The organism is Stenotrophomonas sp. 3(2025) (genome assembly GCF_052665395.1).
This window is the reverse complement of the sequence record NZ_JBQOIF010000011.1, coordinates 1-22,738: the sequence shown is the minus strand read 5'-3', so window position 1 is coordinate 22,738 and position 22,738 is coordinate 1. Positions and strand designations below refer to the sequence as shown.

The following is a 22,738-nucleotide window of genomic DNA, read 5'->3' as shown; positions in this document are numbered from 1 at the left end:
GCACCAGTAGACCCACGCCAATGCGTGGCTGCACCACTAGATCCACGCCATGCGTGGATGGCAGCCTCAGGCCGCGCTTGCCTGCGGCGCCGGCATCAGCGCGGCATCGGCGGCATGGCGGAAGCACAGCCGGATCGCATCCAGCAGCTCGCTCATGTTGTAGGGCTTGGGCAGGAAATGGATGCCGTCGTGCAGTTGCGGCAGCACGTCATGCTGGTCCATGCCGGAGGTCACCAGGATCGGCAGCTGCGGATACAGGCTGCGCACGCGGTTGGCGGCCTCGATGCCGCTGACCAGGCCGAGATTGACGTCGGTGAACATCAGGTCGAAGCGCTCTCCGGCGGCCAGCAGGCCCAGCGCGGCTTCGGCGCTGCTGACGCCTGCGACGTGGCAGGCCTGGCTCTCCAGCGCCATCCGGCTCAGTTCACGGGTTTCCTCGGCGTCTTCGATCAGCAGGACGCGTGGTTCAACGTGGCGCTTGGACAGCAGCATGACGCAACAACTCCGGACGGCAGGGCATGAAAGGCGCGCAAGTATGCGCAAGCCCCCAGTGAGCCCCGTGTGCAGGATCGGCTAAGCCGGCGTTACAGCGCGCGGTTGCGCTGGCGCCGCACATGCCAAGCCAGCGCCGCCACCGCCAGCAGCGCGGTGCCGATGCGCAGGCTGGTGGCCTGCCAGCCGAGCGCAACGGCGTCGTCGAGGCTGAACACATTCCAGGCCAGGTTCATCGACACGTGCAGGGCCAGACCGCACCACAGGGTATTGCCGTCGAGGTGGTCGAGCCAGGCGAAGATGAAACCGCCGAAGGCGATCACTACGCCGACGAACAGGGCCATGCCGCCGCCGTCGAAGCCGCCGAAGCCCAGCCAGTGCACCATGCCGAACAGCAGCGCCTGTGGCAGTGCGAGCAACGGCCAGGGGCCGCGTACGATCTTCGCCAGCAGCACGAAGCCCAGGCCACGGAACAGCACTTCTTCGGCCAGCGGGAACAGCACGGCCAGCATCGTGGCGTCCAGCGTCGTCAGCGCCGTGTTGGGCGTCCCCAGCAGGGCCAGCCCCAGCCAGCACGGCAGGCTGGCCAGCAGCACCCACAACGGGCCACGCAGGCCGTTTCCGCGCAGGCCGAGGCTGGCCAGCAGGCCCACACCGCGGGGGCGCAGCAGCGTGGCCAGCAGCAGTGCCACCAGCACCGCCAGCGCGTTGTCCAGCAGGCTGCTACCGTAGGGCATGGGCAGGGCGGGAATCGGCGCGCCCAGCGCGGCACTGATGTCGCGCACGTTCAGGCCGAGGCCAACGCCAAGCAGCACCAGCAACAGGCGGACGCCTGTGGGAATCGAGTCACGGGCAGTCACATGCATTCCTTGCAGCGAGGTCGCGAGGCAGTCTGCAGGGCGGCGGACGTGGCGGCACGCGCCGGAAGTCCCTGTGCCATCGGTCATGCGTTGCCGCACAGTCATCCGCACACAGGTACAGTCGAGGCCAGACCGACAGGAGCAATGCGAATGCTGTGCCCCGTGTGCAAGACCCAGACCCTGCAGATGGCCGAGCGCCATGGCATCGAGATCGACTATTGCCCGAGCTGCCGTGGCGTATGGTTGGATCGTGGCGAACTCGACAAGATCATCGAGCGCGCCACCGACGGTGCAGGTGCCGCCATGCCGCCGCCAGGGCCCGCGCCGGTGCAACCGCAGGCCGTTCCGCCGCCGGTGATGCATCGCGACACCCGTCATCTCGGCCAGCGCCACGATGACAACCGTGGCCAGCACAGCCAGGGCTACAAGAAAAAGAAGAAGGAGAGCTTCCTCTCCGAGCTGTTCGATTTCTGACGCGGTTCAGGGCCGGCGCAGGATGAACTCGCGGTCGCGGCTGTCGCCGACGATGAAGTCATACTCGCCGGCCTTGCTGCAGCCGTAGCGCGCGTAGAAGCGCTGCGCACCGAAGTTCTCTTCCCACACGCCCACCCACAGGGTGCGGCGCTGCGGCTGGTCCAGCCAGGCCATGAAGGCATCCATCAGGCGCGCGCCGTGGCCGCCGTTCTGGTGGCTGGCCAGGATGTACAGCCGCTTCAGTTCGATGTCGCCTTCGCGTGCTTCGGCATGCGGCAGGGTGTTGGCGCCGGCGGCCAGATAGCCCACCACCGTCTCACCCTCCAGCAGCAGCCACACCGCGCTGCGCGGGTCGGACAGTTCCGCTCGCTGCGGCTCGGTGCCGTAGTGTTCCTGCAGGAACGCGTGCAGATCCTGCGGCGGATAGGAATCGCCCCAGGTTTCGGTATAGGTGGCGATGGCGATCGCCGACAGCGCGTCGACGTCGGCGAGGGTGGCGCGGCGGATATGCAACGACATGGTGCAGCCTGCAATGGAACGTGCGGCAGTGTAGCCGGCCCCGGCGGTTGCCGGGGCTGGCTGCTGCTCATGATCCGCTGCTCAGAACCACATGCGGATGCCGGCGACCCAGCGTGTGTCGCGTGCATGGTCGCCGGCATAGTCGGTGGTATCGCCGAAGGCGCGTTCGTGGCTGATGCCGATGTACGGCGCGAAGCGGCGATTGAACTCGTAGCGCAGGCGCAGGCCGGCTTCGACCTTGTTGAGGCCGCGGCCGATGCCGTGCTCCGGTTCGTCCTTGCTGGCCACGGTAGCTTCCAGCAGGGGCTGCAGGATCAACCGGTTGGTCAACAGCACGTCGTATTCGATCTCGGCCTTGGCCATCAGCTGGCCACCGGAACCGGCATACAGCGTGGCCGAGCTTTCGAACTTGTACGGCGCCAAGCCCTGGATGCCGATCGCCGCCCAGGTGCGTGAATCGGCGGGGCGGACGTCCTGGCGTACACCGACCAGCACGTCCCACCACGGCGAAATTGCACGCCCGTACAGCGCTTCCACGCCTGATGATTCCGTGCGGCCTTCGCTGCGTTCGCCATCGGTGCGCAGCCACAGGCGGTTGATGTTGCCGCCGATCCAGCCGCTGGCCTCCCAGGCTTGGCCGTTGCCGTTCTTTCCATCCCAGTGCTCCAGGCGATCGATCAGCAGCAGGCTGTGGATCTCCGGGGCGTGCTCCATCGCACCATGCGCGATGGGGGGGAACGCGGCCGCACGATCAGCATCGGTGGGGACAGGTATCGGCTCGCGCGGCTGCGTCGGCGCGGGTGTGTCGTGGCCCATTGTCGAGTGATCCATCGCGCCATGGTCCATCGTCGAATGGTCCATCGCACCGTGATCCATCTTCGAATGGTCCATCTTCGAATGATCCACGTCGGCCGCTGGCGTGGCATCGGCAGGAGGCGCGTGTGCGGTCATGTCATGGCCGGCATGGGACTGCGCGAATGCGGGCAGCGCGGCCAACAGGCCGAGGGTCAACAGGCTTGGGGCAAGCAGGGAACGGCTCATTCTTCGATCCTCACTTCGCGCATCATGCCTGCTTCCATGTGGTACAGCAGGTGGCAGTGGTAGGCCCATCGGCCGAGTGCATCGGCGCGTACGCGATAGGTGCGGCGTGTACCGGGCGGCATGTCGATGGTGTGCTTGCGCAGCTGGAATTCACCCTGCGCGTTTTCCAGGTCGCTCCACACGCCATGCAGGTGGATCGGATGCTGCATCATGGTGTCGTTGACCAGCACGATGCGCATGCGCTCGCCGTAGTTCAGGCGCAGCGGTTCGGCGCCGGCGAAGGGAATGCCGTCGAACGACCAGGAGAACTTTTCCATGTGGCCGGTCAGGTGCAGCTCGATCTCGCGGCCGGGCTCGCGGCCATCGGGGTCTTCGAACAGGCTGCGCATCGCACCATAGGTCAGCACCTGGCGGCCGTTGTCGCGCAGGCCGATGCCGGGGTCGTCCAGCTTCGGCTCGGTGGCCGAACTCTGCATGTCCACCAGCGGATTGTTGCGCTCGCTGGCCGGATGCTTTGGCGCTTTGCTGACGGTCTCGCCGCCGCCATGTGCGCCGTGGCCCATGCTGGCACCGCAGCCGCCTTCCATGCCCTTCATTGCTGCCATGTCGTGGCCGCCGTGGCCACCGCCGCCCATGTCGTGACCCATGTCGCTCATCGTCAGCAACGGGCGCGGATCGCGCGCGGGAATCGGTGCCTGCAGCCCATGGCGCACGGCGAGGGTGCCGGCGGCAAAACCCGTGCGGCCCATGTCCTGGCAGAAGATGGTGAAGGCATCCTGGCCGCTGGGTTCCACCAGTACGTCGTAGGTTTCGGCCGGGGCGATGCGGAACTCGTCGATGCTGACCGGATGGATGTACTGGCCGTCGGCGGCGACCACGGTCATCTTCAGGCCGGGAATGCGCACGTCGAAGTAGGTCATCGACGCACCGTTGATGAAGCGCAGCAGCACCTTTTCGCCAGTGCGGAACAGCCCGGTCCAGTTGCCGGCCGGCGCGGTCCCGTTCATCAGGTAGGTGTAGGTGTGCGCGTTGATGTCGGAGATGTCGCTGGGCGTCATCCGCATCCGGCCCCACATGCCGCGGTCGGACAGCGCGGCCGACCAGCCATCGCGACGCGCGTCGCGCAGGAAGTCGGGCAGGGTGCGCTTGTAGTAGTTGTCGTGCTCGGCGAGCTTCTTCATGCGCCGGAACAACGCGCCGGGATCCATGTCGGTCCAGTCGGACAGCATGATCACGTGCTCGCGGTCATGCCGGTACGGCGCCGGCTCGGCCGGGTCGATGATCAGCGCGCCGTACAGCCCCGCCTGTTCCTGGAACAGCGAATGGCTGTGATACCAGTAGGTGCCGGACTGCTTGAGGTCGAAGTGGTAGTGGTAGGTCTCGCCGGGGCCGATGCCGTTGAAGCTCAGGCCGGGCACGCCATCCATGTTGGCCGGCAGCAGGATGCCGTGCCAGTGGATCGAAGTAGGGTGCTGGCCGAGCGTGTTGCGCACGAACAGGTCCACGGTCTGGCCTTCGCGCCAGCGCAGGATCGGTGCCGGCAGCGATCCGTTGACGGTGATCGCCGGGCGGGTGCGGCCGGTGAAGTTGGCCAGCGACTCGCCGATCGCCAGTTCGACGCGGGTATCGCTGATGACCGAAGGTGCGCCGGCCAGGCGTGGCGTGGCAGAAGCGGCGGCGAGCGCGCGCTGCGGGATGCCGGCCGCGGCGATGCCGGCGACCACGCCGCCAGCGGCGATGCCCTGTACGAAAAGACGGCGCGACGGCATGGGCACAGCGCCCGGGCCGGGAGGAATACGGGTACTCATGGTGGTGACTCCAAACACGGAAAGACGCCAGCGCAGGGCCGGCTTCAGTGCGCAGCGCGCACGAGGCGTGTTGGATCAGCCGATGGGAGGGCGTGAGATCGGCGGCAGCGGCGGTGCCGGGCGGCCATTGGCAGGCATCGGCTGCGGGGTCAGGGAAAGACCGGGACCGGTCAGGACAGGCAGTGCCTGCACCGCCAGCAGCGGGTGCTGGGCGCAGCTGCGCACGCAGTCCTTGATCTGGCAGTGTGCGTCGTGGGCGGGGGCCTTGGCCTGCGGCGCCTCGTCGGCCGTCATGCCGGCGTGGTGGTGGCAGTCGGCGTCGCCTTCATCGGTCATCGCCGAGGCCATCGCATGGGCCATGCGGCCCATGTCCTCGTGCCCGCTGGCCATGGCCGCGTTCAGCCCGTTGAGCAACAGGCTGAGCATGAGCACGACACGGAGCAGGGTCGAGGCGAAGGACATGGCGCTAATCTAGCGGCAAGTGGGCGGACATGCACATCCGGCTGAACGGGTGGTTCAAGGTTTGAGCCGGGCAAGGGTGCGCAATCGCGCAGCCTGGTAGCGCCGGGCCATGCCCGGCGAGCGTGAAGCGCGGTCGATATGCGGGCCGCCGGGCATGGCCTGGCGCTACCGGGGTCACCCCTCTTCGCGCACGATCTCGACCAACCTCGGGCCATAGCGGCTGAGCTTGGTGCCGCCGATGCCACCGACCCGGGCCAGCTCGTCCAGCGAGGTCGGGCGCTGTTCGGCGATGTTGCGCAGGGTGCTGTCGTGGAAGATCACGAAGGCCGGCACGTTCTGCTCGCGCGCCAGCTCGGCGCGCAGGCCGCGCAGCGCATTGAACAGGGCCAGGTCCTGCGGCAGCACCGACAGGCCGGTGCGTTGCGCGCTGCGTTCGCGCCCGGCGCTGGCACTGACCGCATCGCGGCGCATGCTGATCTGGCGGCGACCGGTCAGCACATCGCGGCTGGCATCGGTCAGGCGCAGGCCACCGTGGCCCTCGCTGTCCACTTCCAGCAGGCTGGCGGCCACCAGCTGGCGGAACACGCTGCGCCAGGTACGCGCGTCCAGGTCGCGGCCGATGGCGTAGGTGCTCAGCTTGTCGTGGCCCTGCTGCTTGACCTTCTCGTTCTCGCTGCCGCGCAGGACGTCGATCAGGTGTCCGACGCCGAAGCGCTGGCCACTGCGGTATACACAGCTCAACGCCTTCTGCGCGGGGATGGTGGCATCCCAGGCCGCCGGCGGGGTCAGGCAGTTGTCGCAATTGCCGCAGGGCTTGGGATAGGTCTCGCCGAAACCGGCCAGCAGCACCTGCCGGCGGCACTGCATCGATTCGCAGTACCCCAGCAGGTGGTCGAGCTTGGACCGCTCCAGCTGCTTGCGCTCCTCGCTGGCCTCGGACTGCTCGATCATCTGCTTGAGCAGCACCACATCGCCCAGGCCGTAGCAGAGCCAGGCCTCGGCGGCTTCGCCATCGCGACCGGCGCGGCCGGTTTCCTGGTAGTAGCCTTCCATCGACTTGGGCAGGTCGGTATGGGCGACGAAGCGTACGTCCGGCTTGTCGATGCCCATGCCGAAGGCGATGGTCGCGCACATGACGATGCCGTCCTCGCGCAGGAAACGGCGCTGGTTGTTGGCACGCACTTCCGCGGGCAGGCCGGCGTGGTAGGGCAGGGCATTGAACCCCTGCGTGCACAGGAACTCGGCGGTTTCCTCCACCTTGCGCCGTGACATGCAGTAGACGATGCCGGCCTCGCTGCGATGGCTGCGCAGGAAATCGCTCAGCTGCTTGCGGGCGTTGTCCTTCTGCACCACGGTGTAGCGGATGTTGGGGCGGTCGAAGGAGCTGACGAAGTGACGTGCTTCGGCCAGGTCCAGGCGCTCGGCGATCTCGCGCTGGGTGGGCGGGTCGGCGGTGGCGGTCAGGGCGATCCGCGGAATCTCCGGCCAGCGCTCGTGCAGGACGGTCAGCTGCCGGTATTCGGGGCGGAAGTCGTGGCCCCATTGCGACACGCAATGGGCTTCGTCGATGGCGAACAGGGCGATCCGGCTGCGCGACAGCAGCGACAGGAAGCGGCCGGTCAGCAGGCGTTCGGGAGCGACATAGAGCATGTCGAGCTCACCGGCGAGCAGTTCGCGTTCGACCCGGCCGGCCGTTTCGGCGTCCAGGGTCGAGTTCAGGAATTCGGCGCGCACGCCGAGCTGGCGCAGGGCTTCGACCTGGTCCTGCATCAGCGCGATCAGCGGCGAGATGACGATGCCACAGCCGTCACGCAGCAGGGCGGGCACCTGGTAGCACAGTGATTTGCCGCCGCCGGTAGGCATCAGCACCAGGGCATCGTGACCGGCAGCCACATGCTCCACGATGTCCTGCTGCGGACCACGGAAATCGTCGTAACCAAAGACGCGGCGGAGCAGGTCGTGCGCAGGACGGGAAGCCATCCAGCTAGTTTACCCCGGCAGGGGTTCGGCCGGGTTGCACCCGGCACCTGCTGTAGTGCCGGCCGCTGGCCGGCAACCCTGGCAACAGCAGCAGCAACAGCAGGCTCTGGGGTGATCCGTGGTTTGGCGGGGCGGTGTGGGCTTGCAGGACACGCCGTAAACCCGTCCATGGGGGCTCGATGGCGCCATCCATGGCGCCAACGGTCCTGCAAGCCCACACCGCCCCGCCCCCGACAGATTTCCGGTGACGGTTGGTAGATCCACGCCATGCGTGGATGAAATCTGTCAGATATCGACAAATAAAATGGGGTCGGATCCGTTTTCCTGCGGAAAACGGATCCGACCCCAAGAGCTGGCCCGGCAGATCGCGGAGGTTTGTCGAAGGCGGGGTGGGTCCGGTTGCGGGGGCGTGAGCGCCATGGATGGCGCGACCGAGCCTACAGGGACGTATTCACGGCGTCCCCCGCAACCGGACCCACCCCGCTACCCACAGGAAGTCAGCTTTTGCTCTGGCTCTGGCCTTGGCTTCAAAGTCTCTGCAGGTGCAGGGCGCAGCCCTGCCGAACCACCCTCAACCCTTACTGGAGCAGCGAGCGCAGCATCCACGCGTATTTCTCGTGGGTCTGCAGGCGCTGGGTCATCAGATCCTCGGTCGGAGCATCGTCGCCCTTGGCAGCCACATCCAGCACTTCACGTGCCGTACGGCATACCGCTTCGTTGGCGACCACCAACTGGCGTACCATTTCACGCCAGTCCGCACTGTCGGTCAGGCCCGGCTCCTCGACGATCGAGGTCAGCGCAGCAAATTCCCGGTAGGAGCCCGGGGCATTGAAGCCCAGTGCGCGGATGCGCTCGGCCACGTCGTCCAGTGCCGCCCACTGCTCGGTGTACTGCGTCTCGAACATGGTGTGCAGCGAGTTGAACATCGACCCGGTGACATTCCAGTGGAAGTTGTGGGTCTTCAGATAAAGCGTGAACGCATCGGCCTGGAACCGCGCCAATCCGTCGGCGATCTTCTTGCGGTCGCCCTGGGTGATCCCGATATCGATGTTGGGGGCCGACGGCGCGGAAGCCGCAAGCTTCTGCTTGCCGGTCTTGGGCTTGGTCGTGCTCTTGGTCTTCGCCATGGGGTTCCTCCTTGTGGAATCGTTGGCCTTCACAATAAATCAGTCGTGATGACTGGTCGCATTCAACGTTTTAAACGAACCGATTGATGAACGCTATCGACAAAATGCCGCAGTCCCGCCAGCGCCAACAGCGTGCCGCCATCGACGGCGCCATGAGCCGCGACCGTGGACGATTGCTGGGAATGCTCTCGCGTTGCCAGGCCAAGCCACAGGATGCGGCGTTGGCCGCCAGTTTCGAGCAGGCCTTGCAGGTTTCGGTGCAGCGCCGGCAGGCGCGGGCGCAACAACAGCCGGCCATTACTCTGGACCCACAGCTGCCGATTGCGCGTGAAGCCGAGACCATCACCCAGTTGATCCGCGACCATCAGGTGGTGGTGATCGCCGGTGAAACCGGCTCGGGCAAGACCACGCAGCTGCCGAAGCTGTGCCTGGCCGCCGGCCGTGGCCAGGCCGGCATGATCGGTTGCACGCAGCCGCGCCGGATCGCCGCACGTGCGGTGGCCAGCCGTGTCGCGCAGGAACTGCAGAGCGAGCTGGGCCAACTGGTGGGCTACCAGGTGCGCTTCAACGACAAGGTCGGCGAAGACACCCGCATCAAGTTCATGACCGACGGCATCCTGCTGGCCGAGATCGCCAGTGATCGCTGGCTGTCGAACTACGACACGATCATCGTCGACGAAGCGCACGAACGCAGCCTCAACATCGACTTCCTGCTTGGCTATCTCAAGCAGCTGCTGCGCAAGCGCCCGGACCTGAAGCTGATCGTCACTTCGGCGACCATCGATACCGAGCGCTTCGCCCAGCATTTTGACAATGCCCCGGTAATCAGCGTCGAAGGCCGTACCTATCCGGTCGAGGTGCGCTATCGCGCGCTGGAAGGCGAGGGCGAAGACCAGGGCGAACGCACGGTCAACGATGCGATCGTTGCGGCCATCGACGAAATCACCCGCCTGGATTCCCGTGGCGACGTGCTGATCTTCCTGCCGGGCGAGCGTGAGATCCGCGATGCACACCAGTCACTGGAGCGGCGCAAGTACCGCAATACCGAAGTGCTGCCGCTGTACGCGCGGCTGTCCAACCAGGACCAGGACCGGGTGTTCAACCCCGGCCCGAACCGACGCATCGTGCTGGCCACCAACGTGGCCGAGACCTCGTTGACGGTGCCGCGCATCCGCTATGTGGTCGACCCCGGTTTCGCCCGCGTCAAGCGTTACAGCCCGCGCAACAAGCTGGACCGGCTGCACATCGAGCCGATCTCGCAGGCCAGTGCCAACCAGCGCAAGGGCCGCTGTGGCCGCGTGGCCGAGGGCATCTGCTATCGCCTGTATGCCGAGGCCGATTTCCAGGCGCGGGCGGAGTTCACCGATCCGGAAATCCGTCGTTCCAGCCTGGCCGGGGTGATTCTGCGCATGCTGCAGCTTGGCCTGGGCCGCATCGAGGATTTCCCGTTCCTTGAGGCGCCGGATGAGCGGGCCGTCGCTGACGGTTGGCAGCATCTGACCGAGCTGGGGGCGATCGACAGCCAGCGCCACCTGACCGCGATCGGCAAGCAGATGGCGCGCCTGCCGGTGGACGTGAAGCTGGCGCGCATGCTGGTGGCGGCGCAGGCGGCAGGCTGCCTGCGACCGATGCTGGTGATCGCCTCGTTCCTGGGCATCCAGGATCCGCGCGAGCGGCCGCCCGAGGCGCGTGGCGCCGCCGACAACGCACACGCGCAGTTCGCCGATGGCCGCTCCGAGTTCGTCGGTGTGCTGCGCCTGTGGGACGCCTATCGCCAGTCCCATGAGGATCTGACCCAGTCCAAGCTGCGCGACTGGTGCGGCCGCCACTTCCTCGGCTTCCTGCGCATGCGCGAATGGCGCGAGCTGCATCGGCAGCTGCGCCTGCTGTGCGAGGAACTGGGCTGGAAGGAAGAGGCCAACGAGGCATCGATGGCACCGCTGCTGGCCGGCAGCAGTGCGCCGGCTCCGGCGCGCGATGACGCTGCTGCGGTGAAGGCGACCCGTGGCCAGCTGCACCGTGCCGCGCGCCTGGCCCGCGAGGGCAAGGCCGAAACGGCGCCCGCGCCGGTCGCCGCCCGTGCGCAGAAGGACCAGGCGCCCGACGGCGGTGGTTACAGCGAACGCGTTCGCGCCACGGCTTACCAGACCCTGCATCGGGCGTTGGTGGCGGGCCTGCCCACGCAGATCGGCCATCGCAGCGAGAAGGGTGATTTCCAGGCGCCGCGCCAACGCCGTTTCCTGCCGTTCCCCGGTTCGACGCTGTCCAAGCGGCCGCCACCGTGGCTGCTGGCCGCCAACCTGCTGGATACGCAGAAGGTGTGGGGCATGACCCTGGCGGCGATCGAGCCGGACTGGGTGATTGCCGAACTGCCGCACCTGCTGCTGCGCAAGCACTTCGACCCGCATTGGTCGCGTGCGCAGGGCCAGGTGCTGGCCTCCGAGCAGATCAGCCTGTTCGGGCTGGTGCTGGCACCGAAAAAACCGGTGCATTACGGCCGCATCAACGCCGGCGAGGCGCATGACATCTTCGTGCGGCAGGCACTGGTGACCGGTGAGATCAACACCCGCGCCAGCTTCGTGGCCGACAACAAGAAGGTGCTGGAGCAGGCGCGCGAGGAAGAAGCCAAGCTGCGCCGTGCCGGCATTGTTGCCGACGAGGATTGGCAGGCACGCTGGTACCTGGACCGGGTGCCGCCGCAGATTCATTCCGCGTCCGGGCTGGATGTGTGGTGGAAGGCGCTGCCGCCGGAACAGCGCAAGGGCTTGCACTGGTCGTTGATGGATCTGCTGCCGGGCGAAGGCAGCGAGCAGGAGCGCTACCCGAAGTACCTGGTGCTGGGCCAGGCGCGGTTGCCGCTGCACTACCGCTTCGAACCGGGGGCCGACGATGACGGCGTGACCCTGGACGTGCCGCTGCATCTGCTCAATGCACTGGATGCAGTGCAGTTGGGGTGGCTGGCGCCGGGTTTCGTTGCCGACAAGGCGGCGGCCTTGATCCGCAGCCTGCCCAAGGCGATGCGGCGCAACTACGTGCCGGCACCGGATTTCGCGCGCGCGTTCTACGAGGCCTTCCCGCAGCCCAGCGCGGACGCAATCACCGGCGAGCTGGCGCGTTTCCTGTCCCGTGCAACCGGGGCAACCGTGGCCGCTACCGATTTCGAGCCCGGTTCAATCGAACCGCACCTGCACATGAACCTGCGCCTGCGCGACGAGCAGGGCAAGGTGCTGGCAACCTCGCGCGACCTCGATGTGCTGCGTGCGAAGTTCGGTGGCCGTGCCGGCGATGCCTTCGCCGCACGTGCCGGGCGCGAGATGGCGGCCGATGGCCTGCGCTCGTTCCCGGCCACGCCGATTCCGCTGCAGGTGCCGGGCGAAGCCGGCGTGCCGGCCTATCCCGCGCTGCTGGATGAGGGTGACAGCGTTGCACTGCGCATCTTTGCTGATCGCCAGCAGGCCGAGGAAGCGCACCCGCTGGGCGTGCGTCGACTGCTGGAGATCGGCCTGGGCGAGAAGATCAAGCAGGCACGCAAGCAGTTGCCGGTAGCGGCGAAGACCGGGCTGCTGTACGCCTCGATCGAAACCCAGGAACGCCTGCGTGGCGATCTGGTCGATGCGGCGCTCAATGCCGTGCTGGCCGACGGCCTGGGCGACATCCGCGATGCGGCGGCGTTCGAGCAGCGTCGCGAGCACGCCGCAAAAACGCTGTTCGGCGAGGCCATGCAGCGGTTGAAGCTGGCCGAGACGATCCTCGCCCTGGTGGCCGAATTGAAACCGATGCTGGAAGCACCGTTGATGGGCTGGGCGCGCGGCAATCTGGACGACATGGAAGCGCAGCTGGTTGGGCTGATCCATCCCGGCTTCCTGCGCGACACGCCGGCCGATGCCCTGGCGCAGTACCCGCGTTACCTGAAAGCGATGATCCTGCGCACCGAACGCGCCAAGCGCGATCCCCCACGTGACCAGGCGCGCATGCTGGAACTGCACCCGTTCCTGGAGGCACTGCAGGTGGGCGAGCAGCAGGGCCTGCGCGAGCGGCCGCAGTGGCAGGCCTTGCGCTGGGATCTGGAAGAGCTGAGGGTTTCGTTGTTCGCCCAGGAGCTGGGCGCACGCACCGGCGTTTCGGCGAAGAAGCTGGCGCAGCGGGTGACCGCACTGCGCCAGGTCTCGTAATCCCTGGGCTGGCCCCGCCGGGCACTCGTCGGCGGGGTCAAGCGGAATGGCATCCACGCATGGCGTGGATCTACTGCGGGTCATCGCACGGCGGGTTTCTGCCGAGCGAGAAATCGGCGCGACCGCCTGACAGCGTCGTTACTTGGTGCGGCGCACCTTGGGCTGGGTGTTCACGCCTTCGACCTTCAGGTACCACACGCCCATCACTCCGGGGCTGATGCTGACCTTCGGCGACTGCTTGCGTACGCCGGAAATCGAGGTGGCATCGGTCTGTTCCCACTGCTGGCCATTGTCCAGCACGTAGATCCGGCCCTTGCCGAAACCGCGGAACTCGCCCTGCAGCACGCCGCTGATCGGCTCGTTGCTGCCGAAGTCGAAGAAGCCGCGGTTCTTCACGATCACTTCCTGGCGGCCTTCCTCGCGCGCTTCTTCGCGCACCGCAGCGACGGCCTCGGTGGTGGCGGCTTCAACCTTGCCCTGCAGCCAGCGGTTCAGCGTGGCCAGCTCGGCGGCATTGAGCTTGTCCAGGCCTGCGGCCTTGAATTCGGCCGGTGACATCTGCTGCTGCAGGTCACCCTGCACCACGCGCTGGGCCAGCGCAGGCGCCGACAGGGACATCAGCACGGCGGCACAGGCCAGCAGGCGAGGGCGGAAAGGCAGGGTGATCGAAGGCATGGCGGAACTCTCCGGTGGATGTCGGCGAGTGTAGCGGCATGTCCACATTCCCGGCGATGGTGGCCGCGGCGATTGTTCCTGAACGGCTGCGGCGCTAGTGTAGGGGCTTCTGTCTTGCCTGCTCGATGCTGTGAACCGCGCTTCCGTCCCCGGCCTGGATGCCTTGTTGAACCGTCCCTCGGCAGCCGTGCTGCCGGCTCCGCTGCGCCAGGCCCTGCGCGGGCATTGGGAAGCGCCGGACTGCGACCCGCAGATGCGTGCCAGCTGGTCGGTGCTGGGCGATACCCTGGACGCGCTGGCAATGCTCTCGGCAGACGAGGGCGCTGTGGTGGCGGCCCTGCTGTTCGATCTGCCGGGCCTGCGCGTCCACCTCGACGCGTTGCCGCTGGGCAGCCACAAAGCGGCGGTGATCGGCCTGCTCGATGGCCAGGATGCGGCCGATCCCGTCTGGGCACTGCATGCCGGTCGCGAGGCCGGCCGCAACAGCGAAGGCCTGCGCCGGTTGCTGCTGGCGATCATTCGCGACCTGCGGGTGGTGCCGATCCTGCTGGCCCGGCAGCTGGCGCGCATGCGCGCGGCCGACAAGCTCGATGAGGAGCAGCGCCGCGCGCTGGCCCAGTTGACCCGCGACATCCATGCGCCGCTGGCCAACCGGCTCGGCATCTGGCAGTTGAAGTGGGAACTGGAAGACCTGGCCTTCCGTCACCTGGAGCCGGACACCTACCGGCGCATCGCGCGCGAGGTCGACGAGACCCGCATCGCCCGCGAGCGCTACGTCGAAAATGTGAAGAAGGTGCTGTCGCGCGAACTGGGCGTGCAGGGCATCCGCGCCGAGGTCAGTGGCCGGCCCAAGCACATCTACAGCATCTGGCGGAAAATGCAGAAGAAGCGCCTGGCCTTCGACCAGTTGTATGACATCCGTGCGGTACGGGTGATGGTCGACGACGTCGCCGCCTGCTACGCCGCGCTCGGCGTGGTGCATGCGCTGTGGGCGCCGGTGCCGAGCGAGTTCGACGATTACATCGCCCGGCCCAAGGCCAACGATTACCGCTCGCTGCACACGGCGGTGGTTGGCCCGGAAGGGCGCACCATCGAAGTGCAGATCCGCACCCACGACATGCACGCGCAGGCCGAGCTGGGCGTGGCCGCGCACTGGAAGTACAAAGAAGGCGGCAAGGGCGCGGAGAAGTCGTTCGATCGCAAGATCACCTGGATGCGGCAGCTGCTGGAGCAGGCGCAGGACGGGCAGGGCAATGAACTGGCCGGAGCGCTTGATGCCGAGCTGACCGAAGACCGTGTCTACGCGCTGACCCCGAAGGACGAAGTGCTGGACCTGCCGCAGGGCGCAACGCCGCTGGATTTTGCCTACCAGGTGCACACCATGGTCGGGCACCGCTGCCGTGGGGCCAAGGTCAACGGCCGCATCGTGCCGTTGACCTACCGCCTGCGCAGCGGGGATCGCGTCGAGATCCTCACCGGCAAGGAGGCCGACCCGCGCCGCGACTGGCTGATGCCGGCCAACGGCTTCCTGGCCAGCAACCGCTCGCGTGAGAAGGTCCGCAGCTGGTTCCACAAGCTGGACCGTGCGCGCAACGTGCAAGCGGGGCGCGAGCTGCTGGAGCGCGAACTGAAGCGACTGGGCCTGCAGCATTCTGACCTGTCCGCGGCGGCGAAGAAGTTCCACGCCGACAGCGTCGACGACCTGTACATCCAGGTCGCCCTGGGCGATACAGGCCCCAACCAGGTCAGCCGTTCGCTGCTGGAGGCCGAGCGTGCGGCCAGCCAGCCGGCGCCGACGTCGGCCTTGCCGCGGCCGACCGCGCGCCGCGAGAACCTGGGCAAGTCCAAGTTCACCGTACAGGGCGTGGGCAATCTGCTGGTGCAGCTGGCGCGCTGCTGCCAGCCGGTGGCGGGCGAACCGATCGTCGGCTACCTGACCCGTAGCCGTGGTGTCACCGTACATCGTGCAGACTGCGTGGCACTGGCACGGCTGGCTGCGACCAGCCCGCAGCGGATCCTGCCGGTGGAATGGGGCCAGGCCGGCGGTGGCTATGAAGTGGACGTGGTGGTCGAGGCGGTCGACCGCCGCTGGCTGCTGAAGGACATCACCAACCTGATCGCACAGGAAGACGCCTACGTGCTGGACATCCACAGCGACAACGTCCGCAACAGTGGCCGCGCGCATCTGCGCCTGCGGTTGAAGGTCAGCGACTACGGCCAGTTGTCGAATCTGCTGGGCAAGCTCGATGCGTTGCCGGGCGTGAGCGAGGCGCGTCGTCTGGGCTGAGCTTCACGCTGCCCCGGCTACCCTGCACGCATGGAACGCGAGCCCCCGCATCGTTCACACGGCGCCGCACATCCGGCGCTGGATCGCGTTCGCCGTGAAAGCCGCTGGTGGTGGCTGCAGGCGCGCCACGCACGACGGGTGTGGCGTTGGGCACTGCTGGCGGCCGCAGCCGTGTTCGTGCTGCTGGTACTGGTGCGCAAACCGCTGGCGGACTGGTTCTGGGATGAGCCACAGATAGAACAGCTGCTGGCCGAGGGCGATCGCGCACTGAGCGAAGGACGCCTGACCGCGGCCGACGGCAGCGGCGCGCGAGAACGCTACCAGGCGGTGCTGGCCCTTGATGGCGACCGCCCGCAGGCGCGACAGGGCCTGGCCCGCACCGGCGCGGCAGCGTTGCAGCAGTCGCGTGAGCGGTTGCAGGCGGGCGACCTGGACGGCTGCGCACAGGCGCTGGCGTTGGCACGTGAGCTGCAGGTGCCGCGTGCCGAAGCGGATGCGGTGGCCCAGCAGCTGCAGGCGCGTCGTCGCGCCGGCGCTGGCATCGGCGCATTGCTTGCGCAGGCCCGCAATGCCTTTGCAGCGGGGCGGCTGGACGACGGCGACAGCAGCGCGCTGCCGTTGTTCCAGCGCGTGCTGGCACTGCAGCCGGACAACCTGCCTGCACTGGAGGGGCGCGAGGACGCATTGAGCGATCTGCTGCAGCACGCGCGTGCACAGGCCGCGCGCGGCGAATTGGCCACGGCGGCTGTGATCCTGCAGCGTGCACGCCAGTTCGATGCAGGTCATTCCGAGCTTCCTGCCAGCCAGGAAGCGCTCTCCCAGGCCGTCGATCAACGGCTGCAGCAGGGTCAGCGTGCGCTAAAACGGCAGCAGCTCGAGACGGCTGCGGATAGTTTCCAGGCCGTGCTGGCGGTCACGTCCGATGATCCTACTGCACTGCGTGGGCGCGAGCAGGTCGTGCAGGCGTTGCTGGCGCGCAGCCAGAAGCGGGCTGACGACTTCCAGTTCGAGGCGGCCGACAAGGACGCTGCGCTGGCGGCAGGTATGGGTGCCTCGCAGGCAGCGCAGCAGCAGCTGGCACAGCGCCTGCAGCGTGCGCGGCAGGCGCGCCAGTCGTTGCAGCAGCCGGGTATCAGCGCGGCCCAGCGTGAGCGTCAGTTGCGTGATCGGTTGCGCCAGATCGACCGCGCCGAGCGTGCCGGACAGTGGATCAGCCCTCCCGGTCACAGCGCCTTCGATGCGCTGCGCGAAGCGCAGGCACTGGCGCCGCGCGACAGCCGGGTCAAGGCAGCGGCAGCGCGTCTGCTGCCCGCCAGCCGGTCCTGTTTTGATGACAACCTGCGGCAGAACCGGGTGCAGGCTGCGGGCGCCTGCCTGCAGGCCTGGCAGACCCTGGCGCCGACCGCCACAGGCTTGCCCGATGCGCGTGCCCGCCTGGCACAACGCTGGCTGGCGATCGGCAGCGAACGGCTGGGTCGCGGTGATGTGGAGTTTGCCGCTTCAGCCGTGGAGCAGGTGCGGCGGTTGCAGCCGGACCTGGCCGAGCTTCCCGCGTTCGAGGACCGCCTGCGGCACGCAGGCGGTCACATCGACTGATCGAAGAACACCCGCTGCACGGTTGCCGATGCGGCATCCAGCGAGAAATGCTCGGCCACGTTGGCCAGGCCGGCGGCTGCCAGCTGCTGCCACAGCACAGGATCCTGGTACAGGCGGACCACCGCATCGGCAAAGCCGGTTGCATCGTCGGCCACCAGTACATCCTGGCCGGCGCGCAGGTGCATGCCTTCCACCGCGCAGGTGGTGCCGACCACGGGCTGGCCATGAGCCATGCTCAGGTTGATCTTGCCCTTCACGCCGGCGCCGAAACGCAGCGGCGCGATGGCGATGCGGGCACCGTCCATGTACGGAACGATGTCTTCGACGAAGCCATGCATCACCACGCCCGGCTGGGTAGCAGCCAGGGCAAGCAGCGTGTCCGGTGCGCCGGCACCGATGCAATGCAGGCGCACCTGCGGCAATGCTGCGCGGATGTGCGGGAACACGTCGCCGATGAACCACTCCATCGCGTCCAGGTTCGGTGGGTGGCGGAAGCCGCCGACGAACACCAGGTCGTGGCGCTGTGCGAACGGTGCGCCGGTTCCGGCGACTTCATGCAGGTTGGAAATCAGTTCCACCCGGACCTGGGGCGCATCGGCCTGCAGCTGTTCGCGCTCGGCGGCGCTGACCAGCACGGTGATGTCGCACCGGTCCATCACTGCCAGTTCACTGGCGCGGGTGCGTTCGGCGTTGCGCAGCAGGCCAGCATCGCCAGCCACTTCCGCACCCCGGCGTTCGCGCAGGTAGTGCAGGTCGACGGTGTCGAACACGGTGCGCGCCTGCGGGGCATAGCGTTCAAGCAGCGGCAGGCATTCGTTGGCGACATGATGGCGCACCATCATCACCACGTTGAAACGGGTGCCGTGGCTGCGCAGCCAGCCTGCGACACCGTCCAGGAAGGGCGCGTACCAGACTTCCACGCCCATCCGCTGCAGGGCTTCGGTCGCCACACCGCCGTGTTCGCGCCGGGTGGGCACGAACACCACGTGGGCGCCGCCCTGCAGCAGCAGCCGGATCAGGTTGACCTGGCGCAGCGAGCCGGAGTCGCGCTCCGGGCGCGGTACTTCCTCATCGAGGATCAGCACCTGGCGGCGGCCGCGCAGCAGCAGCGCCGGCGAGGGTACCTCGCCGACCTTCGGATGGGAGGCCAGTTCAGCGGCCCATCTGGCTGCGAAAATTCCCTGGTTGCGTACCTGGTAGGCTTTCACGCCGCTGCCGGTATCGGTGCCGTTGCTGGTGCCTTCATCGTGGATCACCCGGCTGGCCGGTTGTACCAGTACCCGCAGGCCCTGCGCACGCACGCGGAAGGCCAGGTCGGTGTCTTCGTAGTAGGCGGGCTTGTAGCGGGTGTCGAAGCCGCCCAGCTGCTGCCACAGGGCGCGCGGCAGCATCAGCGCGGCGCCGGAGCAGTAATCGACGTCGCGCAGGCTGGCGAAGCGCGGATCATCGGCTGCTTCGAAACGGCCGTAGCTCCAGCCGCTGCCATCGCTGAAGATCACCCCACCCGATTCCTGCAGGCGGCCGTCGGGGTACAGCAGCTGGCTGCCGACCAGGCCGGCATTGGCGACGGTGGCAAAGGTGTCCAGCAATGCCTCCAGCCAGCCCGGCTGCGGCACGGTATCGTTGTTGAGCAGCACCACATAGCGGCCGCGCGTGCGCGACACGCCATCGTTGCAGGCCTCGATGAAACCACCGTTGTGCTCGCGCACTTCGTAGCGCAGGCCACTGATCTGCGGCATCCACTGCACCGTTGCGTCGCTGCTGCCGTCGTCCACCACCAGGATTTCGCAGGCCACCGACGGCGGGTGCGCGGCCAGGGCGCGCAGGCAGGCCAGGGTATGGTCGACGTGGTTGTAGACCGGAATGACGATGCTGACGTCCGGGGTATCGCTGGTGGGCACCGCAAAGGGAGCGAACGGTTGTGCCGGTGGCAGGTACAGCGGCTTGCGCGGTGCGGGCACCGCGCGCTGGGTGTGCACCCGTATCCGCTGCCAGGTGGCCCGCCAGCCGCGGGTACGCAGGCTGGCCAGGCTGCGGCGGGCCAAGCCGGTCAGGCGATTGATCAGGTAGCGGATTTCGGCCAGGGACATCGCCATCCGGTTGCAACTCCAGCTTAAGCAGGGGGGCCGGGAGAATTCGCCTGCCGCAGCGGCTGGGGTAGACTCGCCAGACCCTACATTGTCGCATTCCCGTGCCCCGACGCTACGATTCAGACGATATCGACGATTTCGACGACGACGACCAGCAGGACGCCGGTCCGCTCTGGCGCCGCCGACTGATCACCTGGAGCATGGCGGCGGTCGCGTTGGGATTGGGTTTCCTGATCCCCTATACGCTGTACCTGAACCAGCAGGTGACGCAACGCTTCGGTGAGCTGCGCTGGCAGATCCCGACGCGCGTCTATGCACGCCCGCTGGTGCTGATGCCCGGCAAGGCGATGGATGCGGCAACTCTGAAGACCGAACTGGCCGCCTCGGCCTATCGCGATGATGGCCAGGGCAAGGATCCGGCAACCTATGCGGTGCAGGGCGGCCGCTTCGTCATCTCCAGCCGCGGCTACAACGATGTCGATGGACACGTTGCTGCGCGCCGGGTCGAGCTGTCGCTGTCCGGTGGCAGCATCGCATCGTTGCGGGACGCCGACAGCCGCAAGGCGCTGAAGGCGGCCCGCATGGATCCTGCGCGCATTGCCACGCTGTATGGGCAGAAGCAGGAAGAACGCCGCCTGATCCGCATGAATGAGGCGCCGGACCTGTTGGTCACTGGCCTGCAGGCGGTCGAGGACAAGGACTTCAACCGCCATCACGGCATTGATCTGTCCGGCATCGCGCGCGCGGTCTGGGTGACTGTCCGCTCCGGTGGGCAGAGCCGCCAGGGCGCTTCCACCCTGACCCAGCAGCTGGCCCGCAGCGGCCTGCTGGGAATCGGCAAGGAACAGACCGTCACCCGCAAGTTCAACGAAGTGCTGTATGCGTTGATCATGGAAGCGCGCTATGACAAGCGCACCATCTTCGAGGCGTACCTCAACCAGGTGTATCTGGGCCAGCGCGGCAGCCAGGCGATCCACGGCATGTCCTCCGGTGCCGAGTTCTGGTTCGGCCGCGATCTCTCCTCGCTGGAAACCGAGCAGATCGCGCTGCTGATCGGCCTGGTCAAGGGGCCGTCCTACTACGACCCGCGGCGCAATCCCGAGCGCGCGCTGGACCGTCGCAACTTCGTGCTGGGCAAACTGCACGAGGCGACCCTGATCGACGATGCCGAGTACCAGCGTGCGTTGAAAGCGCCGCTGGGCGTGCCCAAGACCCCGGGCCTGGTGGCAGCCAACCGTTTCCCGGCCTACGTTGACCTGGTGCGTCGCCAGCTTGCCCACGACTATCCGGAATCCGCCCTGCAGGGCGCTGGCCTGAGCGTGATGAGCGGCATGTCGCCGTCCGCGCAGGCTTATGCCGAAGGTGCGGTCACGCGCACCATCAAGTCGCTGGAAAGCAAGCGTCGCCCCGAGCTGCAGGCCGGCCTGGTGATGACCGACGTGCACAACGGTGACGTGGTGGCGGTGATCGGCAGCCGCGACGTGTCCGAGGTCGGCTTCAACCGTGCCATCGAGGCGCAGCGCCCGGTCGGCTCGCTGCTCAAGCCATTCGTGTACCTGCTGGCACTGGCGCAGCCGGACCGCTATTCGCTGGCCAGTTGGGTCGATGATTCACCGGTGACGGTGCAGCTTGGCCGCGGCCGCAACTGGAACCCCGGCAATGCGGACAACCGCAGCCACGGCACCGTGCGCCTGATCGATGCGCTCGCCCACTCCTACAACCAGGCGACGGTACGGGTGGGCATGCAGGTCGGCCCGGAACGGGTGACGCAGCTGATCCACGTGCTGGCCGGCATCAAGGCCGAGGCGAACCCGGCGGTGATCCTCGGCTCGACCGACCAGAGCCCGTACGCGATGGCGCAGCTGTACCAGTTCCTGGCATCGGGCGGCGAGATCCAGCCGCTGCACGCGGTGCGTGGCGTCCTTGATCCGCAGGGCAAGCTGCTCAAGCGCTACGACAAGACCCCGGCACCGGCACAGGAAGGTGACTCGATTGCCGCCAACCTGATCAGCATCGGCCTGCAGCAGGTGGTGGCCAGTGGTACCGCGCAGCGTTTGAACGCCGATGGCCTGGGCCGCCTGCAGCCGGCCGGCAAGACCGGCACCACCAACGATGGCCGCGACAGCTGGTATGCCGGTTACACCGGCGATCACCTGGCGGTGATCTGGATGGGCAATGACCAGAACGAACAGGCCGGCCTGTATGGCGCCACCGGCGCGATGCGGGTGTGGTCGGGCATCTTCCAGCGCCTGCCGACGGCGCCGTTGAAGGTCAGCAACAAGGGCCTGGACTGGCAGCCGGTTGCGGCCACGGGAACCAACAGCACCGATGAAGGGTGCCCGGGTGCCCGCCGCTTCCCGTTCGTGGTGGGCTATGCGCCTGCGTATGAACCGTGTGCACCGGCGGCCTTGCCGGACGCGCAGGACGGTGCGGAAGGCGAAGGCGGCGGCTGGCGCAGCTGGTTTGGTCTTGACCGTAAGCCCGAACCCGCCGCCGAACCTGCCGCAGCACCTGCTGCAGCGACTCCTCCTCCAAGCCGATGATGCCGATGACTATCCGTTCGCTGTTCCAGCCCTTGGTCCTGAGTGGCCTCAGCCTGGCCCTGGCGGCCTGCGTGAGCAGCGCGCCGCAGGTGGTCAAGCCGGTGGACACCACCACGCCCGCACAGCGGCTGGCAGCCGTGGAAGCCGCAGCCGGCCCGGATGACAAGGAACTGTCGGTGCAGCCACTGCGCGATTCCCAGGTTGAGGATCTGCGGCAGACGGCGCTGAGCCAGCGCAAGGCCAATGATCTGGCTGGCGCGGCCGGCAGCCTGGACCAGGCGTTGCAGATCGTGGCCGGTGATCCGTCGGTATTGCAGGAACGCGCGGAACTGGCGCTGCTGCAGGGCCAGTGGGCGGAGGCGGAAACGTTCGCACGCAAGGCTGTGGACCTTGGCTCGAAGACGGGGCCGTTGTGCCGCCGGCACTGGGCGACGATCGAGCAGGCGCGCCTGGCGCGGGGCGAGAAGGAGAATGCGGTGTCCGCGCACGCGCAGATTGAAGGCTGCACGGTGCCGGGGATCAAGCGGTACTGAGGTATTCCACTCCATCGGGCGCAGCCCCCTCTGCGGCGCGCGCGCACTGATGGATGCGGGTGATGGGCCGGGTGGGTGG

The 22,738-nt window shown here is 67.5% G+C and carries 16 protein-coding genes; 6 read left to right on the top strand and 10 right to left on the bottom strand.

The window, feature by feature from the left end; translation table 11 throughout:
• Positions 1-66 precede the first annotated feature (66 nt).
• Complete coding sequence (locus ACUXVE_RS10305) at positions 67-492, bottom strand: response regulator (protein WP_445514352.1); 426 nt, start codon at positions 490-492, stop codon at positions 67-69.
• 92 nt (positions 493-584) lie between these two features.
• Positions 585-1,352 carry a CPBP family glutamic-type intramembrane protease gene (locus ACUXVE_RS10300; RefSeq protein WP_445514351.1) on the bottom strand — a complete coding sequence of 256 codons (768 nt, stop codon included), beginning with the start codon at positions 1,350-1,352 and terminating at the stop codon, positions 585-587.
• A gap of 150 nt (positions 1,353-1,502) precedes the next feature.
• Between ACUXVE_RS10300 and ACUXVE_RS10295 the strand changes: the two genes are divergently transcribed.
• Positions 1,503-1,826: a TFIIB-type zinc ribbon-containing protein gene (locus ACUXVE_RS10295; RefSeq protein ID WP_445514350.1), complete on the top strand. Its 324-nt coding sequence runs from the start codon at positions 1,503-1,505 to the stop codon at positions 1,824-1,826.
• A gap of 6 nt (positions 1,827-1,832) precedes the next feature.
• Here ACUXVE_RS10295 and ACUXVE_RS10290 read toward each other — a convergent pair whose 3' ends face one another.
• The 6 genes from ACUXVE_RS10290 to ACUXVE_RS10265 form a co-directional block, all read right to left on the bottom strand.
• A complete protein-coding gene (locus tag ACUXVE_RS10290; RefSeq protein ID WP_445514349.1) occupies positions 1,833-2,345 on the bottom strand; it encodes a GNAT family N-acetyltransferase in 513 nt (170 codons plus the stop codon).
• Between the two features lie 81 nt (positions 2,346-2,426).
• Positions 2,427-3,386 (bottom strand): copper resistance protein B, encoded by a 960-nt coding sequence (locus tag ACUXVE_RS10285; protein WP_445514348.1) that lies wholly within the window; start codon positions 3,384-3,386, stop codon positions 2,427-2,429.
• The gene (locus ACUXVE_RS10280) at positions 3,383-5,194 is read right to left on the bottom strand and encodes a copper resistance system multicopper oxidase (protein WP_445514347.1); all 1,812 of its coding nucleotides are present in this window, start codon (positions 5,192-5,194) and stop codon (positions 3,383-3,385) included. The genes ACUXVE_RS10285 and ACUXVE_RS10280 overlap by 4 nt, the downstream gene beginning before the upstream one ends.
• A gap of 75 nt (positions 5,195-5,269) precedes the next feature.
• Positions 5,270-5,656 carry a CopL family metal-binding regulatory protein gene (locus tag ACUXVE_RS10275; RefSeq protein ID WP_445514346.1) on the bottom strand — a complete coding sequence of 129 codons (387 nt, stop codon included), beginning with the start codon at positions 5,654-5,656 and terminating at the stop codon, positions 5,270-5,272.
• A 174-nt stretch (positions 5,657-5,830) separates the two neighbouring features.
• Complete coding sequence (gene recQ / locus ACUXVE_RS10270) at positions 5,831-7,636, bottom strand: DNA helicase RecQ (protein ID WP_025874645.1); 1,806 nt, start codon at positions 7,634-7,636, stop codon at positions 5,831-5,833.
• Positions 7,637-8,214: 578 nt separating this feature from the next.
• Positions 8,215-8,763 (bottom strand): Dps family protein, encoded by a 549-nt coding sequence (locus ACUXVE_RS10265; protein ID WP_088100980.1) that lies wholly within the window; start codon positions 8,761-8,763, stop codon positions 8,215-8,217.
• A gap of 86 nt (positions 8,764-8,849) precedes the next feature.
• Between ACUXVE_RS10265 and hrpA the strand changes: the two genes are divergently transcribed.
• Positions 8,850-12,935 carry an ATP-dependent RNA helicase HrpA gene (hrpA, locus tag ACUXVE_RS10260; protein ID WP_445514345.1) on the top strand — a complete coding sequence of 1,362 codons (4,086 nt, stop codon included), beginning with the start codon at positions 8,850-8,852 and terminating at the stop codon, positions 12,933-12,935.
• Between the two features lie 138 nt (positions 12,936-13,073).
• Here hrpA and ACUXVE_RS10255 read toward each other — a convergent pair whose 3' ends face one another.
• Entirely contained in the window at positions 13,074-13,610 is a 537-nt protein-coding gene (locus tag ACUXVE_RS10255; RefSeq protein WP_445514344.1) for a hypothetical protein, read from the bottom strand.
• Between the two features lie 130 nt (positions 13,611-13,740).
• Here ACUXVE_RS10255 and ACUXVE_RS10250 point away from each other — a divergent pair, with 130 nt between their 5' ends.
• Both ACUXVE_RS10250 and ACUXVE_RS10245 read left to right on the top strand, forming a co-directional pair.
• Positions 13,741-15,897 (top strand): bifunctional (p)ppGpp synthetase/guanosine-3',5'-bis(diphosphate) 3'-pyrophosphohydrolase, encoded by a 2,157-nt coding sequence (locus tag ACUXVE_RS10250; RefSeq protein ID WP_222388517.1) that lies wholly within the window; start codon positions 13,741-13,743, stop codon positions 15,895-15,897.
• A gap of 30 nt (positions 15,898-15,927) precedes the next feature.
• Entirely contained in the window at positions 15,928-17,493 is a 1,566-nt protein-coding gene (locus ACUXVE_RS10245; protein ID WP_445514343.1) for a hypothetical protein, read from the top strand.
• On the opposite strand, the gene ACUXVE_RS10240 is transcribed toward ACUXVE_RS10245, so the two are convergent.
• Entirely contained in the window at positions 17,481-19,589 is a 2,109-nt protein-coding gene (locus tag ACUXVE_RS10240; protein WP_093818707.1) for a glycosyltransferase, read from the bottom strand. The genes ACUXVE_RS10245 and ACUXVE_RS10240 overlap by 13 nt on opposite strands.
• A 95-nt stretch (positions 19,590-19,684) precedes the next feature.
• Between ACUXVE_RS10240 and mrcB the strand changes: the two genes are divergently transcribed.
• Positions 19,685-22,126, top strand: coding sequence for a penicillin-binding protein 1B (gene mrcB, locus ACUXVE_RS10235; RefSeq protein ID WP_445514342.1), 2,442 nt, complete (start codon positions 19,685-19,687; stop codon positions 22,124-22,126).
• A complete protein-coding gene (locus ACUXVE_RS10230; protein ID WP_080278370.1) occupies positions 22,123-22,659 on the top strand; it encodes a hypothetical protein in 537 nt (178 codons plus the stop codon). Before mrcB ends, ACUXVE_RS10230 begins: the two co-directional genes overlap by 4 nt.
• Positions 22,660-22,738 lie beyond the last annotated feature (79 nt).